Below are 16,836 nucleotides of genomic sequence, written 5' to 3'. Positions count from 1 at the left end.
CGGTAGGCTGCGATAGGCAGGGTCGCCGACACCAGGCGGGCCCGCAGACGAGGGAGAGTGGCGTGCACGACCTGTCCGGCATCGTCAAGGCGTATGACATCCGAGGCGTGGTCGACGAGGAGCTCGACGAGGTCGTCGTCCGGGACATCGGCGCCGCCTTCGCCCGGCTCGTCGGCGGCCCCACGATCGCCGTCGGTCACGACATGCGCGACTCCTCGCCGAGACTGTCCGCCGCCTTCGCCGAGGGCGTCACCGGCCAGGGCGTCGACGTCGTCGACATCGGGCTGGCCAGCACCGATCTCCTGTACTTCGCATCGGGTCGGCTCGACGTGCCCGGCGCGATGTTCACCGCGAGCCACAACCCGGCGAAGTACAACGGGATCAAGCTCTGTCGGGCGGGTGCCGCGCCGGTCGGTCAGGACAGCGGGCTGGCCGAGATCCGAGACATGGTCGAGAAGGGCATCCCCGGCTTCGTCGGGCGTCACGGCTCGATCAGCCACCGTGAGCTGCTCGCCGACTACGCCGCCTACCTGCACGAACTGGTCGACCTGTCCGGTTCCCGGCCGCTGACCGTCGTGGTCGACGCGGGCAACGGCATGGGCGGTCACACCGTCCCCGAGGTCTTCGGCGACCTGCCGCTGACCATCGTCCCGCTGTACTTCGAGCTGGACGGCAGCTTCCCCAACCACGAGGCGAACCCCCTCGACCCGGCGAACATCGTCGACCTTCAGGCCAAGGTCCGCGAGATCGGCGCCGATGCGGGGCTGGCCTTCGACGGCGACGCCGACCGCTGCTTCGTGGTCGACGAGAACGGCGACCCGGTCTCGCCGAGCGCCGTCACCGCGCTGGTGGCCGTGCGCGAACTGGCCAAGGACCCCGGCGGAGTGATCATCCACAACCTGATCACCTCCAAGGCCGTCCCGGAGATCGTCGCGGAGCACGGCGGCAGCCCGGTGCGCACGAGGGTCGGGCACTCCTTCATCAAGCAGAGCATGGCCGAGACCGGTGCGATCTTCGGCGGCGAGCACTCCGCCCACTACTACTTCCGCGACTTCTGGCGTGCCGACACCGGCATGCTGGCGGCGATGCACGTCCTGGCCGCGCTGGGCGAGCAGGCCGACCCGCTGTCGGAGCTCACCCGCGAGTTCAGCCGCTACACCGCCTCGGGCGAGGTCAACTCCACGGTGGCCGAGCCCGATCAGCGCATGGCCCAGGTCAAGGCGACCTTCCTCGAACGTGAGGGCACCACGGTCGACGAGCTCGACGGACTCACCGTGGAGGTGGCCGACGGCTCCTGGTTCAATCTGCGTCCCTCCAACACCGAGCCGCTGCTGCGGCTGAACGTGGAGGGGCCAGGCGACGCCGAGATGGCCCGACTGCGAGACGAGGTCCTCTCGATCGTCCGCGGTTGACCGCGGCGAACGAGAGCGGGCAGCATCGCTGATCTTCAACCGGCTAGGAGGAACCGTGTCCGTCACCCTTGACGCTCGACTTCTGGAGATTCTCGCCTGCCCGTGCGCGGAGCACGGTGCGCTCCTGGTCGGTACCCCGGAGGACTCCGAGGCCGACATGCTGACCTGTACGAGCTGCGACCGTCGGTTCCCGGTCCAGGAGGGCATTCCGGTGCTGCTGCTTGACGAAGCGGTCCCCGGTCCCGGCACGCCGCCCTCCGGCTCGACCGACGGGGTCTCGACGAGCAGGTGATCGAGATGCTCGACCGAGACCTCGGCGAGGTGCTCGACGACGCCGCACTGCTGCAGCAGGCCGACGCCGTCGGTCTGCTGCGCGGCGGCGCGACGGCGGGTGCGCAGATCCGCTCGACGCAGGAGAGCGCGGTGGAGGCCGACCTCGCGGCCCGTATCGAGGACCGGCCGAGGGCGTTGGTGCTGCTCTGTCGCTCCGCCGTCGGTGCGACCGCCTCGCGACTGCTGTCGGCGCTGCTCGGCCCGACCTGCCCGGTTCCCGTCGTCCTCGCCGACCTCGTGCCCGCCTGGGTCGGCCCGCTGGACGTCGTGGTCGGCCATATCGAGGACGGGTACGACCGGCCGTTGGCGGAGTCGGTGTATCGCGCCGCTCGCCGGGGAGCCCGGCTGCTCCTGACGCTGCCGGAGGACGGGCCGGTCGCGGCGGCGGCCTCCGGGTCCTCGGTGCTGCTGTTCCCGAGGGTCACGGCGCCTGCCGGGCTGAGCCTGCCCAGGGCCGTCACCGGCGGCCTGCTCGCCGCCCGTGCCCTGAACCTGTTCTCGGTCGACCTCGACCGCGTCGCCGACGGCGTGGACCGCGAGGCCGAACGCGACCATCCGGTCCACGAGACCTTCGTGAACCCCGCGAAGACGCTGGCCCTGCGGCTGTCCGATCGGATTCCGCTGCTCTGGGGCCTGGACCCGGTGGCGACGGCGGTGGCGACCCATGCCGCCCACTCGCTGGCGTCCTTCAGCGGCCTCGTCGCCGACGCAGGCGACTATCAGAACGCCGTCCGACGTCCCGCGCTGTACCGCGCGGTGGCCGGGCAGGCACAGAGTCTCGACATCTTCGCCGACCCCGACGATCAGGTCGCGCCGCGCCCCAGGGTGCTTCTGCTGTCGATCCAGCGCGGCGACGAGGCCATGGCCTTGGCGCGGCAGGCTGGCGAGACCGTGCCCGGCGGCGACGTCGTGTCCCCCGAGACGGACCTCGACAGCCGTGCGGGCAGCGACGGCGACGTGCTCGGCGCCCTGTCCCTGGCGGCCAGATTCGACCTCTGCGCCGTGTACCTCGGTTTGGCCACCGGCGCGCTGGGCGGCTCGGGAGAGCTGGCCGGAGCAGGTCGCTGACCTGCCTGCCAGGCGCGCATCGCTCACACGTCAGTCTTGTTGACCGCAGACGAGGGAACGAGAGACCGAAGTGGACCTGCTGCGCAACCCCGTGCGTCCCTACGCCTGGGGGTCTCGGACCGCCATCTCCGCCCTGCTGGGCCAGCCGGTGCCCGCACCGCACCCCGAGGCCGAACTCTGGCTCGGCGCACACCCCTCCGACTCCTCGACCCTCGTCCGTGCGGACGGGTCCGAAGCCGCGCTCGTCGAAGTCCTGCATGCCGATCCGCACAGTCAGCTCGGCAAGGCCTGCGCGCAGCGCTGGGGCGGTCGGCTGCCCTTCCTGATGAAGGTGCTCGCCGCCGACGAACCCCTGAGTCTGCAGGCGCATCCCTCCGCGGAACAGGCCGCCGAGGGCTTCGCCAGGGAAGAGGCCGCAGGCGTGCCGCTGGACGCGTCCGACCGCAACTATCGGGATCGCAACCATAAACCGGAGCTGATCTGCGCTCTGACCGAATTCCACGCGTTGGCGGGCTTCCGAGATGCGACGCGGACGGTGGAGCTGCTCGCCGCGCTCGATGTTCCGCAGCTGGCCCACTACGTCGACCTGCTGGCCGCCGTCCCTGGCCCCGAGGGACTGCGGGCGTTGTTCACCACTCTGATCACCCTGCCGCAGGGGGCGGTCGACGCGCTGCTGCCGCCGGTGCTGGACGGCTGCATCCGACACGTCCAGGCGCACGGTCGTTTCGACCGCGAGTGCCGAACGGTGCTGGAGTTGGGCGAGGCGTATCCCGGCGACGCCGGAGTGCTCGCCGCGCTGCTGCTCAATCGCGTCGTGCTGGCCCCGGGGGAGGCCTTGTACCTGCCTGCGGGGAATCTGCACAGCTACCTGCGGGGGACCGGCGTGGAGATCATGGCCAACTCGGACAACGTGCTGCGCGGCGGACTGACCCCGAAGCACGTCGACGTGCCGGAGCTGATGCGGGTGCTCGACTTCCGGGGCGGCGACATGCCCGTCCTGACCGGTGACCGGCGGCGGGAACGCGTCACCGTCTATCCCACCGAGGCGTCCGAGTTCGAGCTGTCCCGCCTGGACTGGAACTCCGATGCCGGTGCCCTCGCCGCGTCTGACGGCGTCGGCGACCGTGCCGAGGATCTCACGGTGCGGCTGGAGCCGGTCGGCCCGCAGGTGCTGCTCTGCACGGCAGGCCGAGTGCGACTGCTGGCCGAGGACGGCGGCACGTTGACGATCTCGCGTGGGCAGGCCGTCTGGCTCGCGGCCGTCGATCCGGCGGTGGAGGTCGTGCCGGTGGAACACGACGAGGAAGGACGCACTCAGCTCTTCCACGCCACCGCGCCGGTCTGAGCCCGGCCGGCCCGCGCCAGACGCGTGCGACTCGACACGCGGGGCTGATCGGGCCTGGGGCGCCGAGGACTGCGAGACTGCTCCCTGTTCGTCAATTTCCCACCATGGGAATACCCCGTCTCCGGCTCACATGGCCGGGACGAGCAGCGCAGGGAGGGCGAGGAGATGCCACGCGGCCTGAAGCGGATCAAGTCGGTCGAGCAGTCGATCGCGGACACCGACGAGCCGGGCAGCAGACTCCGCAAGGAGCTGACGGCCTGGGACCTGATGGTCTTCGGGGTGGCCGTCGTCGTCGGTGCGGGCATCTTCACGCTCGCCGCCCGCACGGCGGGCAACATCGCGGGCCCTTCGGTGTCGTTGTCCTTCGTGCTGGCCGCCGTGACCTGCGGTCTCGCGGCGCTCTGCTATGCCGAGTTCGCGTCGACGCTTCCGGTGGCAGGCTCGGCGTACACCTTCTCCTATGCCACCTTCGGCGAGTTCCTCGCCTGGATCATCGGCTGGGACCTCATCCTGGAGTTCGCCCTGGCGGCCGCCGTGGTGAGCAAGGGCTGGTCGGACTACCTCCGTGAGATCTTCGCGCTGATCGGCCTCGACGTGCCGACGCAGGTCTCGCTGGGTGGCGTGGCGTTCGACTGGGGTGCGGTGCTGCTCGTCGCGGGACTGACCACCGTTCTCGTCCTGGGCACCAAGCTGTCCTCGCGGGTCAGCCAGGTGATCACCGCGATCAAGGTCGCCGTCGTCATCCTGGTGATCGTGGTCGGCGCCGCGTATGTGCGAGCCGAGAACTACACGCCGTTCATCCCGCCCGCCGCCGACAGCTCGACGGCGGCAGGCGGGCTGGACCAGTCGCTGCTGTCGTTGTTCTTCGGCATGGAGACCAGCACCTACGGGATCTTCGGCCTGCTGGCGGGTGCCTCGATCGTCTTCTTCGCCTTCATCGGGTTCGACGTGGTCGCCACGACGGCCGAGGAGACGCGGAACCCGCAACGCGACGTACCTCGGGGCATCCTCGGCTCCCTGGCGATCGTCACGGTCCTGTACGTGCTGGTCGCGCTGGTCCTCACCGGGATGCAGCCCTACACGGAGCTGGCGACGCCGCCCGGCGGTGATGACGCGACCTTGGCGACCGCCTTCGCCGCGAACGGCGTGGACTGGGCGGCGGCGGTGATCTCCGTCGGCGCGCTCGCGGGGCTGACGACCGTGGTGATGGTCATGATGATCGGCCAGGTGCGCGTGCTCTTCGCGATGTCTCGGGACGGGCTGGTGCCGAAGGTGCTCTCGCCGACCGGCTCCCGAGGCACTCCGGTCCGCTCCACGCTGCTGGTCGGCGGCGTGGTGGCCGTGGTCGCGGGCTTCTTCCCGGCAGGCACGCTGGAGGAGATGGTCAACGTCGGGACGCTGTTCGCCTTCATCCTCGTCTCGGCGGGCGTCATCGTGCTGCGCCGGACCCGACCGGATCTGAAGCGCGGCTTCCGCGCTCCGCTGGTGCCCCTGGTGCCGATCCTGGCGATCCTGGCCTGCATCTGGCTCATGCTGAACCTCACCGCGCTGACCTGGGTCCGGTTCCTGGTGTGGATGGCCCTTGGCGTGCTCGTCTACTTCGTCTACGGCCGACGGCATTCCGTGCTCGGTCGCAGGCAGCGCGAAGAGGATCAGACTGCGGGCGGGTCCGCAGGTCGATGAGCCCGGTGGCGACCTGCCGCGGGCTCTTGGCCCGCACCGACCGAGACGGGGCGGCCGACACCGCAGCAGCTGACCGGTCGTCGACTGCTCGGCGCAGATCGAGCGCGCCCGACGGCGTCCGGGCAGCGCGTCGGCCGCCCGGACGGCAGTGGGAGGCGAAGCAGCCGCATCGCCGGTAGACAGGGGAGAGTCCGCGCCCGCGTCGGGCGGCCGCCTGCGCGCGACGGCACGCCTCCAGACTCGGACGAACCGGACTCAACTCTTCCGTCTGCCCGGCAGATCGCCGCCGCGCTCCCACGGAGTGCTCTTGCCCCTCGGGGCATCGGGGACGATCGGGTCGCCGTTCTCGTCGACGGCTGCCGCGACCTTGCGCTTCGCCGCCTTCCGGCTCGTCTTGGCGCCCGGCGCCGCAGGAACGTCCGGCGGAGTGACCGTCTCGTCGGACTCCGAGACGGCCGAGGATTCGCCGTTGCCCGCAGGCAGGGCCGTCACCGGCTTCTCCGCCTGCGAGGGCAGCACCGCATCGACCCTGGTGACCAGGATCGTCGGCACATCGGCCTCGCTGTTCGCCTCGCCGTCGAGCGCGTCGTCGAGGTCGTCCGCCTCGGCCACGTGATGCCGAACGCCCGCGAGCAGATGGGAGTACTCGCCTGCCTGACCGCGCGGCGGCAGTTCGAGGCCTGCGGCGATCGCCACGGCGCGATCCCATTCCGGGTCGGAGTTGAAGTCGTTGTGGCCCAGCACTCCCGGCCCCCACCGCCTGCCGGTGAACGGGCCGCGTGCCGGATCGGGCAGCCAGTGGTCGCCGCCGAGCACCAGCGCCCCGCTCGGGCTTCGAGTGGCCGACGGCAGCGGACCCTCGGTGCCGTCGGCCCGGAAGCCGACGCCGATGAGGGTGCCCTCGTACACCTGCCTGTTCCATGTGGTGACGCCCCCGCCGAGGGCGTCGGTGCCGCGACACAACGCCCGCCAGCGGCCCGACAGGGAACCGGAAAGCTCCGTCAGCGACTCGTGTGGCACGACAGCGGGGAACGCCCGCGGATAGGCCCACTGCAGCTGTGAGCCCGCGGTCACCAGGCCCAGCCTGCTGCGGTCCGACTCCGGCAGCGTCCGCAGCAGTCTGCCCGCCGCGACCGCAGCCAGCAGACTGCCCTGGCTGTGGCCGACCAGCACCACCCTGGCGGCCGGGTCACGCAGGTGCTCCGCAGCCCGATGCACCAGCTCGGGAACGACCTTCAGCGCGTAGCACGGCGGCACCGTCGGATGTGCCTCGCGCGGCCAGAAACAGGCGAGATCCGCGAGCACGCCGAGCAGTCGCGCGGTGTTCGGCCTGCTCTTGGCCAGGTAGACCGTCCGAATCAGGGCCAGCGCCAGCGCGGCCAGTGCGATCACGCCCACCGCCGCGAGCGGCTCCAGCCACTCGGGCACGTCCGCGCCGGTGGCGTACTGGATCAGTGCCACCGCCGAACCGAGCGCCAGCAGCGCCGCGAAGGCGAGCAGTGCGTGATGCAGATGCTCTCGCTCCAGATTCGCCCACCACCAGGCACGGGCGGCGGTCCGACGGTCGTCGGGACGCCCCGCGTGCAGCAGGGTCGCCTCGGCCGGGGCGAGCCGGTCCTGGTGCTCGGCCAGCCAGCGACGCGTCAGGATCACCGGGACGATCACCGCGAGGGCGAGCAGGCTCAGCACCGCCGTCGCGCCCCACAGCACGGTCAGCGTCTCGTAGGCGGGCGGCGGGGTCACGTTCTCCGTGCCGAGCAGCGCGACGATCGTGAGGGCGATCCCGGCGCCGAAGCCCGCACCGAGGAGACCGGACATGCCCAGCACCGGCGCGGCCATCCAGCCGCCCGCCCACGGCCGCAGGTTCCTCGGCCGGCCTGCCCAGCCGCGCCGTGCCGCCCAGGCCGCCGGTGCCAGTAGCACCGCGAAGACCAGCACGCAGCCAGCGAAGGCGACGGCGAGCAGCCCGATGGTGTCTCCGGAGAACTGGGTGGGCATCGAGGACGGCGACGGCGACGGCAGCGGTCGCATGACCACGACCGAGGCCGCGAGCACCGCGATGCCCAGGGTCACGATCAGCTTGCGGGGCACGGTGCCCAGCAGCATCCGCAGCCGTCGTGACGCCGCCGCCGAGGGGCGGGCCGGGTCGTCGAGCAGCAGGACGCCCACCAGACTCAGCAGGAACAGCACGACGGCCGTGAGCCAGACCTGGGTGGCGGTGGCGCTCATCGGGCCTGCAGGCCCGCCGGTCGCCATCACCGCCGCCGTGGCCAGCGCGCCCGTCGTGTGCAGCGCTCGCAGCGCGGGGGTGTCGGGATCGGCCTCGACCGCATCGCCCGGCAGCACCGCACTCTGCCCGGGCGGCGGCGGTGCATCCTGCCGCAGGCCCGTGAGCCCGGCGACCGGGTTGGTCGATGCGCCCGCCTCCGCCTTGTTGACCTCCCAGTCGACCTTCGCCACCTGATGCAGCAGCAGGATGAGCAGGGCGGGCGGGATCAGTCCGACGGCGACCCTGGCCCACTCGCTCCGCAGCCAGTCCGGCGCGACGCCCGCGAGACACGCCCCGCCCGGTTGGAGGCACTGGGCGGCGATCAGGTCGAGACTCACGACGGTGACCTGTGCGACCAGCAGTGCAGTGAGCAGCAGCGCGGCCACCCGCAGCAGTGCCCGCAGCGCATGCCCCAGCAGGAACCCGATTCTGCTGTCCGGGCGTGCGGGCGGCAGCATCCAGTGCGCCACATTGGCCATGGCGAAGGGGAAGAGCATCGCCCAGGCCGCCTTCGCGAGACCGCCGGAGGTCATCCGACCCCAGAGATAGCCCTCCACGACGCGGGGCACCGGACGTGCCGTCGTCTGGAGGACGGGGCCAGGTGCGGGTCTGCGCAGCCGGTCGGCGGGTCGCACCACTCGGCCGAGGCCGTCGCCTGCGACCTCCACCGCAGCCACCGAGTCGGTGAGGCGTTCCGGGGTGGTGCCGAGAATCCCATGCACCCGCAATTCGACGACACGTGTGTCAGGCCCGGGAATCGCCACGGCTGCTCGCCTTCCTGCCACGTCTTGACCAAGGACGTCGATTATCGACTCTTCTGGTCGTGTTCGTCGGCAATCCTCTGCGATCTCGTGGTCCTTCGCGAGCACATGGGGTCATCGGCGTGGCGAACGGTACTGTTCGGAAGTCGATCGAGTCGGGTTTGAGGAGTCGTGGAGATGAGTGCCGAGAGGTTGCAGACGCGGGCCGGGATCGACTTCGCGGTGGCGGACCTGTCGCTGGCCGAGTTCGGCCGCCGGGAGATCCGCCTCGCCGAGCACGAGATGCCTGGCCTGATGGCTCTGCGGCGCGAGTACGCCGAGGTGTATCCGCTGAGAGGGGCCCGTATCTCGGGCTCGCTGCACATGACCGTCCAGACCGCAGTGCTGATCGAGACCCTGGTGGCCCTGGGAGCAGAGGTGCGCTGGGCCTCCTGCAACATCTTCTCCACTCAGGACCATGCCGCTGCGGCCACCGTCGTCGGCCCGCACGGCACGCCGGAAGAGCCTGCCGGGGTGCCGGTCTTCGCCTGGAAGGGCGAGTCGCTCGAAGAGTACTGGTGGTGCACCGAGAAGATGCTCACCTGGCCGAACGGTGCCACGGCCAACATGATCCTCGACGACGGCGGCGACGCCACCATGCTGGTGCACAAGGGAACCCAGTATGAGAAGGCGGGTGTCGTCCCGCCCGCGGACGACGCGGACAGCGACGAGTTCCGGGTCTTCCTCGACCTGCTGCGCGCCTCGCTGGCCCAGGACGCGTCCAAGTGGACCAAGGCGGGCGAGGCGATCCTCGGCGTCACCGAGGAGACCACGACCGGCGTGCTGCGGCTGTATCAGCTCGCGGCACAGGGCGAACTGCTCTTCCCGGCGATCAACGTCAACGACGCGGTCACCAAGTCCAAGTTCGACAACCGCTACGGCATCCGGCACTCGCTGATCGACGGTATCAACCGGGGGACCGACGTCCTCATCGGCGGCAAGGTGGCCGTGATCTGCGGCTACGGCGACGTCGGCAAGGGCGCTGCCGAATCGCTGCGCGGCCAGGGCGCGCGCGTGGTCGTCACCGAGATCGACCCGATCTGCGCACTCCAGGCGGCGATGGACGGCTACCAGGTGAGCACCCTGGCGAACATCGTCGACAAGGCCGACATCATCATCACGACCACGGGCAACAAGGACGTCGTGACGGTCGAGGACATGGCGCGGATGAAGCACCAGGCGATCCTGGGCAACATCGGTCACTTCGACAACGAACTCGACATGGCCGGACTCGCCAGGTATCCCGGCATCCACCGCATCGAGATCAAGCCGCAGGTCGACGAGTGGGTCTTCCCCGACGGCCACTCGATCATCGTGCTCTCCGAGGGCAGGCTGCTGAACCTGGGCAATGCGACCGGCCACCCGTCGTTCGTCATGTCGAACTCCTTCTCCAACCAGGTGATCGCCCAGGTCGAACTGTTCACCAAGAACGAGGAGTACGACCGCGAGGTCTTCCGGCTGCCGAAGAAGCTCGACGAGAAGGTGGCATTGATCCACCTGACCGCGCTCGGGGGTGAACTGACCCGACTCACCAAGGAGCAGGCCGAGTACATCGACGTCGACGTCGACGGCCCGTTCAAGGCGGACCACTACCGGTACTGATCTCTTTTCTCGCCGCGGCGGGTGTCCCGCTCCGGCCGGTGCGGTCGGTGTGCAGGCTTCGGCCGGAGCGTCGGTATGGGCGCTCCGGCCGGGGCCTTGGGTATGGACGCTCGGGCCGGGCCGTCTGTATAGAAGCTCCGGTAGGGCCGTCGGTGTGGATGCTTCGTCCGGCGGGGCCGTCGGTGTGGATGCTCCGTCCAGCGGGGCCGTCGGTGTGGATGCTCCGTCCAGCAGGGCCGTCGGTCGGCCCTCGGCACCCGCCGGCTACGGTGGCCGCCGTGAGTCGCTTGATCGTGATCGAGGGCATCGACGGAGCCGGAAAACGGACCATGACCGATCGACTGCGCGCCGGGCTCATCGCCCGGGGCGCGTCGGTCGGGTCCGGGGCTTTTCCCCGCTATGGGCAGGACGTGCACGCGGACCTGGTGCGGGAGGGACTGCACGGCAGGCTCGGGCCGCTGGGCGACTCGGTCTACGGGATGGCCGTCCTCTACGCGCTGGACCGCCGCGAAGGCGCGGAAGGGGTGCGTAAGGCCCTGCGGGAGCACGACGTCGTCCTGGTGGACCGCTATATCGCCTCCAACGCCGCCTACGGTGCGGCCCGGCTGCACGAGCCGATCGACGGCGAGTTCGTCACCTGGCTGCATGATCTGGAGGTGGACCGCTTCGGTCTGCCGAGGCCGGATCTCCAGTTGCTCCTGTCGGTGCCGCCTGCCACTGCGGCGGCGCGGGCCGTCCGGCGCGCCGAGTCGGAGGCGGACCGCGCGCGGGATCTCTTCGAGACCGACGACGGGCTTCAGGCGCGCTGCGCCGACCGCTACGCGCAACTCGCGGCGGTCTCGTGGCTGTCGCCCTGGGTCTCCGTCGACGGAGCCTCGTCAGTGGACGTGAACGGGCTGGTGGATGTCGTACTCGGCTGAGGACAATCCGGTCGACCTGGTGCGGGCGCTGCTCGCCGAGGCCGCCGAGCAGACCGGGTTCCCGCTGGCCTCCTGGGCCCACGAGGAACACGGCGTGCACACCATGATCGACGTCGAACCGCCGAACGAGGATGCGACGAGCGTGGGCATGTGGGTGCTCGGCGCGATCGTGCTCGTCTTCCTCGACATCGATCAACCGGTGGAATTCGACCTGCGGCTGGAGACCGACCGAGTTCGGCTGGTCGGTCTGGTGACGGCGGTGGTGCTCGGGACCGTGGAGCTGGACGAGGCCGTGGAGCGGTCCGTGGTGCGGCCGAACGCCGTCCGGTGGCCCGGCGGCTCGGCAGAGCTGGAGGGCACCCGCCCCGTCATCTCCCGCGAGCTGCTGCCGAGATTCCTCCTCCGCCGAACCGAACCGGAGCTTCGAGTCAGACGACTGGTGCCCTGGTCACCGGCCTGAGCCGTTCGGCCCAACGACTGCTCGGCCGCACGTGACTCGACGAACAGAGATCAAGTCGAGACATGTGAGTCGGTAACGTTTTCGGTCTCATCTGCGGTGTAGGTCATGGTTACGCCGATGGGGTGACCAAGGTCACCTCCAGTGAGTGCGAGGTACGTGCGTGGACAGAGACCAGTGGGTCGGGGGACAGCGGGTCGGAATCGCGGAGGCCGCTCAGCAGCGGGTGATGCGGACCAGGTCAGGACCCAGTGCGACCATATGGGGCATGAAGTCGCGTGTATTGGTGGTGGACGACGATCCGGCGTTGGCGGAGATGCTCACCATCGTCCTACGGGGTGAGGGCTTCGAGACGGCGGTCGTGGGGGACGGGGCACGAGCAATGCCCGCCATGCGCGAATTGAAGCCTGATCTCGTTCTGCTGGACCTGATGCTGCCGGGGATGAACGGCATCGACGTCTGCAAGGCGATCCGATCAGAGTCGGGGGTGCCCATCGTGATGCTCACCGCGAAGACCGACACGGTCGACGTGGTGCTGGGACTTGAATCCGGTGCGGACGACTACGTCGTCAAGCCGTTCAAGCCGAAGGAGCTGGTGGCGAGGATTCGGGCCCGCCTCCGCCGTACCGAGGCGGAGCCCGCCGAGACGCTCGGCATCGGGGACCTGACGATCGACGTCCCGGGTCACGAGGTCACGAGGGAGGGCAGGCCGATTCAGCTCACTCCGCTGGAGTTCGACCTCCTCGTGGCGCTGGCCCGCAAGCCTCGCCAGGTGTTCACCAGGGAGGTGCTGCTCGAACAGGTGTGGGGCTACCGGCACGCGGCGGACACCCGGCTGGTGAACGTCCACGTGCAGCGGCTGCGCTCGAAGGTCGAGCGGGACCCGGAACACCCCGAGGTCGTGCTGACGGTCCGCGGTGTCGGATACAAGGCAGGCCCGCCGTGAGGTGACCCGACGACTCACGGTCGAGCACGACGGGGAACGGGCAGCATGCTCCCCGTCGTCGGTCGACGGCAGGCGTGATTTTCCACTCGATCGAGTGGAGTTCAGGCCTGCATGGCTGCGTGCGGATGGCACGGGTTGATTACGGGCTTCCGCCTGCGCCGGGGACTCTGGTAAAGCCTGCGGTGGCACCGGGCCAGGGACAGCGGAGCAGAGGCGGGCTTGCAGTGGGAGTCGGTACTGCGCGAGGCACTGCGGCAGGCCGTGCCGTGGTGCGTGGTTTCCTGCGGGCCCGCCGCCTCGTCCGGCGGCGACTCGCCGCCTTCGCCGCGTTGTGGCGACGCTCGCTGCAACTGCGGGTGGTGATCAGCACGCTGGCGCTGTCCTCCGCCGTCGTGTTCGTCCTCGGCATGGTGTTGCAGGCCGAGATCACCAATCGGCTGTTGGACAGCAAGCAGAGCGCCGTCACCGCCCAGGCCTACACGAGCCGGGACACCGTCGAGCGGCTGCTGGTCAACGTCAACCCCAACCGGGACGACTTCGAGGCCACGCTGAGCAGCACTCTCACCGACCTCAGCAGCACAGACAGCTCAGACGACTCGACCAGGCCTGCGGCAGGCGTGTTCGAGCCGGTGCTGATAGACGGGCACGGTCCGGCCCGCTGGGAGGAGAGCCAGCTCGCCGTCGGGCGCCAGGAGGACGTTCCGCAAGAACTGCGCAGCCAGGTCGAGGACGGCGCCCTCAGCTATCAGATCACCACCGCCGTTCGGGAAGACCAGGCCGTCCGGATGCTGGTGATCGGCATCCCCGTCCAGACCACCAACCGATACGTGCAGCTCTACCAGCTCTACCCCCTGACCAACGAGGAACAGACGATCGGGGTCGTCCAGAGCACCCTCGTCCTCGGCGGGCTGGCCATCGTGCTGCTGCTGGCCGGTGTCACGAACCTGGTCACCCGGCAGGTGGTCCGCCCCGTGCGGCAGGCCGCCGCCGTCGCCGAACGGTTCGCGGAAGGCGATCTCGACGATCGGATGCGGGTGGTCGGTGAAGACGAGGTCGCGAGGCTGGCCGAGTCGTTTAACGAGATGGCCGCCAGCCTGCAGGATCAGATCCACCGCCTCGAGGAGTTCGGCACCCTGCAACGCCGCTTCACCTCGGACGTCTCCCATGAACTGCGCACCCCGCTGACCACGGTGCGCATGGCCGCCGACGTCCTGCACGCCTCGCGGGACCAGTTCCCCGCCGGACTGGCCCGCTCCACAGAGCTGCTGGTCAACGAACTGGACAGGTTCGAGTCACTGCTCGGCGACCTGTTGGAGATCAGCAGACACGATGCCGGGGTGGTGGATCTCAGCTCCGAGACCGTCGACCTGCGCTCCTCGGTGCACCGGGCGCTGGAGGCCGTGCACGGGCTGTCCACGAACGTGGGCGCCTCCATCGAGCTCGACCTCCCGGTTCGGCCGGTGCTCGTCGAGATCGACTCCCGACGCATCGAGCGCGTGCTCCGAAACCTGCTCGCCAACGCCGTCGACCACTGCGACGGCAATCCCGTGGTGGTCACGCTGGCCGCCGACCGCAACGCCGCGGCCATCACCGTTCTGGACCACGGCATCGGACTGCGTCCCGGCGAGGAGGAGCTGGTCTTCAACCGGTTCTGGCGGGCCGACCCGTCCAGGAACCGGCGTACCGGCGGCACCGGACTCGGCCTGGCCATCAGCCTGGAGGACGCCCGACTCCACGGCGGCATGCTGGAGGCCTGGGGCGAGATCGGCGTCGGCGCCTGCTTCCGGCTGACGCTGCCCCGCAGGCTCGGCGAGGAGGTCAACGGCAGCCCGCTCCCGCTGCCGCCCGCCGCCGTCTCGGGCCCGGTCGTCGGCGAGATCGGCGGTGAGCCTCCGGAACCGCCCGCCGTCGTGGAGCCGGACTCCGTCGCCGACGCCCTACGCTGGCAGGCGGCCGACGAGGAGCTGGAACCCGCCACAGCCGACCGGGACCGGGCGCGGGAGGAGGACCAGACCGGGGTTTCCGATCGGAGTGCGGACCCGATCGGACTGGACCAGCGCCCGGAGCCGAACCAGAATCGACAGCAGGACGAACACCGGGACGAAGGTCGAGAGCAGCGTCGACACCGGGACGGGGAGCAGGGGCCGGATCGACTCACGCCACCGGCTCCCGAACGGCGAACTGGCGACGGTCCGGGCTCCGCAGGCCGCGAGGGGGATTCGAGATCATGAACCGGGCACGCACCGGCAGAGTCTGCGTCGCGATCCTGCTCGGACTGTCGATCACCTCCGGGTGCGCGGCCATCCCGGACTCGTCGACGCCGATCAAGCTGGACGAGGTGGTCGAAGGCGGCCGGACGGGTGAACCGCAGGCGCCGGTGAGCAGTCTCAGCGCCACCGAGCTGGCCAGGAGCTTCCTCTCCGCGAGCGTCGACCCCGACGACGACCACCGTGCCGCTCGGCTGCACCTCACCGCCGAGGCAGCCGAGTCGTGGAACAACGAGGTCAGCATCCGCTTCCTCAGCAGCAACTACAACGCGATCGACGCGCCGGATCAGGCCCCCTCCCCGGACTCGCAGGACACCGCCGTCGTCGAGGTGTCGGGCTTGGAGGTCGGGGTGCTCAACGAGTACAACGCCTTCGAACCGCGCCTCCAGGAGGTCGAGTTCCGGCTGCCGATGCGCTGGACCGATGACGGGTGGCGGATCACCGAGGCCCCGCCCGGCGTGATCATGCCGCTCAGCGAGTTCCGCGACCACTACCAGCCGGTCCAGCTGTACTTCTTCGCACACGACCGGAAGGGACTGGTACCGGAGCGGCGCTACCTGCCGCCCGCGACCAACAGCAGTCAGCCGGGGCAGATCGTCGAGCTGCTCAAGAAGGGGCCGTCACCCGCGCTGCAGGGGGCGGTGATCCCCGTGCTGTCCGCAGGCGTGGACACCCGACATGCGGTGGCGGAGAACGATGACGGGGTCATCGAGATCGACCTCACCAATCTCGGCGAACTGACGCAGGACGGCCGACGGGAGATGGTGGCAGGCCTGGTCTTCTCGCTGCAATCGCTGCGCCCCACCCCGGTACGGGTGCTGGTGGAGGGCGTCGACGTCCTCCGGGATCAGACCGAATGGCATCGCGAGGACTTCGACGACCTTCGGCGAGCCGTCACGCCGGACCCCGACCTGTCGAGCCTGGTGGTGCGAGACGGTCAGGTCCAGAAGCTCACCGTCGACGGTGAGGCGGTGCCGGGGCCTGCGGGTGAGGGGGCTTACCGGGCCCGCAGTGCCAGCCAGTCGATCGCCGGGTCGAGACTCGCCGTCGTCGGGGACGACGACGCCGGGGGACGAGACCTGTGGGTCGGCGAGTACGGGGAGGAACTGGACTCCGTCCCCGTCGAGGCGACGACCTTGACCCGGCCGACCTGGCGGGCGGGCGCATCGGAGTTGTGGACCGTCGCCGACGGGCACACGGTCCTCCAGGTCGTGGCCACCGGCGAGGGCGGCTGGCAGGCGAGCGAGGTGTCGGCGCGGGAGCTGCTCGAGTACGGCGAGGTGACTGCGCTGCGCTTCGCCCCGGACGGGATGCGCATCGTGGCGATCGCTGGGGGACGGCTGTTGGTGGGCGCGATCGTCAGCGACGGGGGCAATCCGAGGATCGGCAACCTGCGTGAGCTGCCGCTGCCGCTCAACCCGCAGGCCACGGCAGTGAGCTGGAACAGCCCGTCCGGCGACTCGCTGGACGGCGATCTGCTCGTGGTGGCCACCGACAATCCCGACGTGCCGGTGGTACGGCTCCAGGAGGATGGGTTGGACGGCCGCACGTATCAGCCGACGAACCTCAGCCCGCCGGTCACCGAGGTGACGGCCTTCCCCGGTCATGACGTCATCGTCGCCGACCAGAACGGCCTGTGGACGACGGCGGACGTCAACGGGTACTGGAAACAGCTGCTTCGTGTCTCCGGTTCCAGCGTGACGCCGTCCTATCCGGGCTGACGGCAGGCGGGCC

Annotated in this window: 12 protein-coding genes; 11 read left to right on the top strand and 1 reads right to left on the bottom strand. The window is 70.1% G+C overall.

Features of this window, described 5'->3' with window-relative positions:
- Positions 1 to 62: 62 nt before the first annotated feature.
- From UA74_RS26790 to UA74_RS26770, 5 genes are all read left to right on the top strand, one after another.
- On the top strand, positions 63 to 1,412 hold the full coding sequence (locus UA74_RS26790; RefSeq protein WP_075742693.1) for a phosphomannomutase/phosphoglucomutase: 1,350 nt from the start codon (positions 63 to 65) through the stop codon (positions 1,410 to 1,412).
- Positions 1,413 to 1,467: 55 nt separating this feature from the next.
- The gene (locus tag UA74_RS26785) at positions 1,468 to 1,704 is read left to right on the top strand and encodes a Trm112 family protein (protein ID WP_075742692.1); all 237 of its coding nucleotides are present in this window, start codon (positions 1,468 to 1,470) and stop codon (positions 1,702 to 1,704) included.
- Positions 1,705 to 1,709: 5 nt separating this feature from the next.
- Positions 1,710 to 2,813: an SIS domain-containing protein gene (locus UA74_RS26780; protein WP_075744274.1), complete on the top strand. Its 1,104-nt coding sequence runs from the start codon at positions 1,710 to 1,712 to the stop codon at positions 2,811 to 2,813.
- 70 nt (positions 2,814 to 2,883) lie between these two features.
- Positions 2,884 to 4,158, top strand: a complete 1,275-nt coding sequence (gene manA / locus UA74_RS26775) for a mannose-6-phosphate isomerase, class I (RefSeq protein ID WP_075742691.1) — start codon at positions 2,884 to 2,886, stop codon at positions 4,156 to 4,158.
- A gap of 165 nt (positions 4,159 to 4,323) precedes the next feature.
- Entirely contained in the window at positions 4,324 to 5,841 is a 1,518-nt protein-coding gene (locus UA74_RS26770) for an amino acid permease (RefSeq protein ID WP_075742690.1), read from the top strand.
- Between the two features lie 255 nt (positions 5,842 to 6,096).
- On the opposite strand, the gene UA74_RS26765 is transcribed toward UA74_RS26770, so the two are convergent.
- Positions 6,097 to 8,832, bottom strand: a complete 2,736-nt coding sequence (locus UA74_RS26765) for a hypothetical protein (protein WP_083683674.1) — start codon at positions 8,830 to 8,832, stop codon at positions 6,097 to 6,099.
- Positions 8,833 to 9,048: 216 nt separating this feature from the next.
- Here UA74_RS26765 and ahcY point away from each other — a divergent pair, with 216 nt between their 5' ends.
- The 6 genes from ahcY (at position 9,049) to UA74_RS26735 (ending at position 16,823) form a co-directional block, all read left to right on the top strand.
- Complete coding sequence (gene ahcY / locus UA74_RS26760; RefSeq protein ID WP_075744273.1) at positions 9,049 to 10,512, top strand: adenosylhomocysteinase; 1,464 nt, start codon at positions 9,049 to 9,051, stop codon at positions 10,510 to 10,512.
- A gap of 278 nt (positions 10,513 to 10,790) precedes the next feature.
- Complete coding sequence (locus UA74_RS26755) at positions 10,791 to 11,432, top strand: dTMP kinase (protein WP_083684163.1); 642 nt, start codon at positions 10,791 to 10,793, stop codon at positions 11,430 to 11,432.
- The gene (locus UA74_RS26750; RefSeq protein WP_075742687.1) at positions 11,416 to 11,892 is read left to right on the top strand and encodes a hypothetical protein; all 477 of its coding nucleotides are present in this window, start codon (positions 11,416 to 11,418) and stop codon (positions 11,890 to 11,892) included. Before UA74_RS26755 ends, UA74_RS26750 begins: the two co-directional genes overlap by 17 nt.
- 265 nt (positions 11,893 to 12,157) lie before the next feature.
- Positions 12,158 to 12,835, top strand: coding sequence for an MtrAB system response regulator MtrA (mtrA, locus tag UA74_RS26745; protein WP_069852043.1), 678 nt, complete (start codon positions 12,158 to 12,160; stop codon positions 12,833 to 12,835).
- Between the two features lie 224 nt (positions 12,836 to 13,059).
- Positions 13,060 to 15,066 (top strand): MtrAB system histidine kinase MtrB, encoded by a 2,007-nt coding sequence (mtrB, locus tag UA74_RS26740; protein WP_404799953.1) that lies wholly within the window; start codon positions 13,060 to 13,062, stop codon positions 15,064 to 15,066.
- A complete protein-coding gene (locus UA74_RS26735; protein WP_075742685.1) occupies positions 15,063 to 16,823 on the top strand; it encodes an LpqB family beta-propeller domain-containing protein in 1,761 nt (586 codons plus the stop codon). Before mtrB ends, UA74_RS26735 begins: the two co-directional genes overlap by 4 nt.
- Positions 16,824 to 16,836 lie beyond the last annotated feature (13 nt).

It is taken from the genome of Actinoalloteichus fjordicus (assembly GCF_001941625.1).
In the GTDB taxonomy this organism is placed as follows: Bacteria; Actinomycetota; Actinomycetes; order Mycobacteriales; family Pseudonocardiaceae; genus Actinoalloteichus_A; species Actinoalloteichus_A fjordicus.
This window is presented reverse-complemented; position numbering and strand designations above follow the sequence as displayed.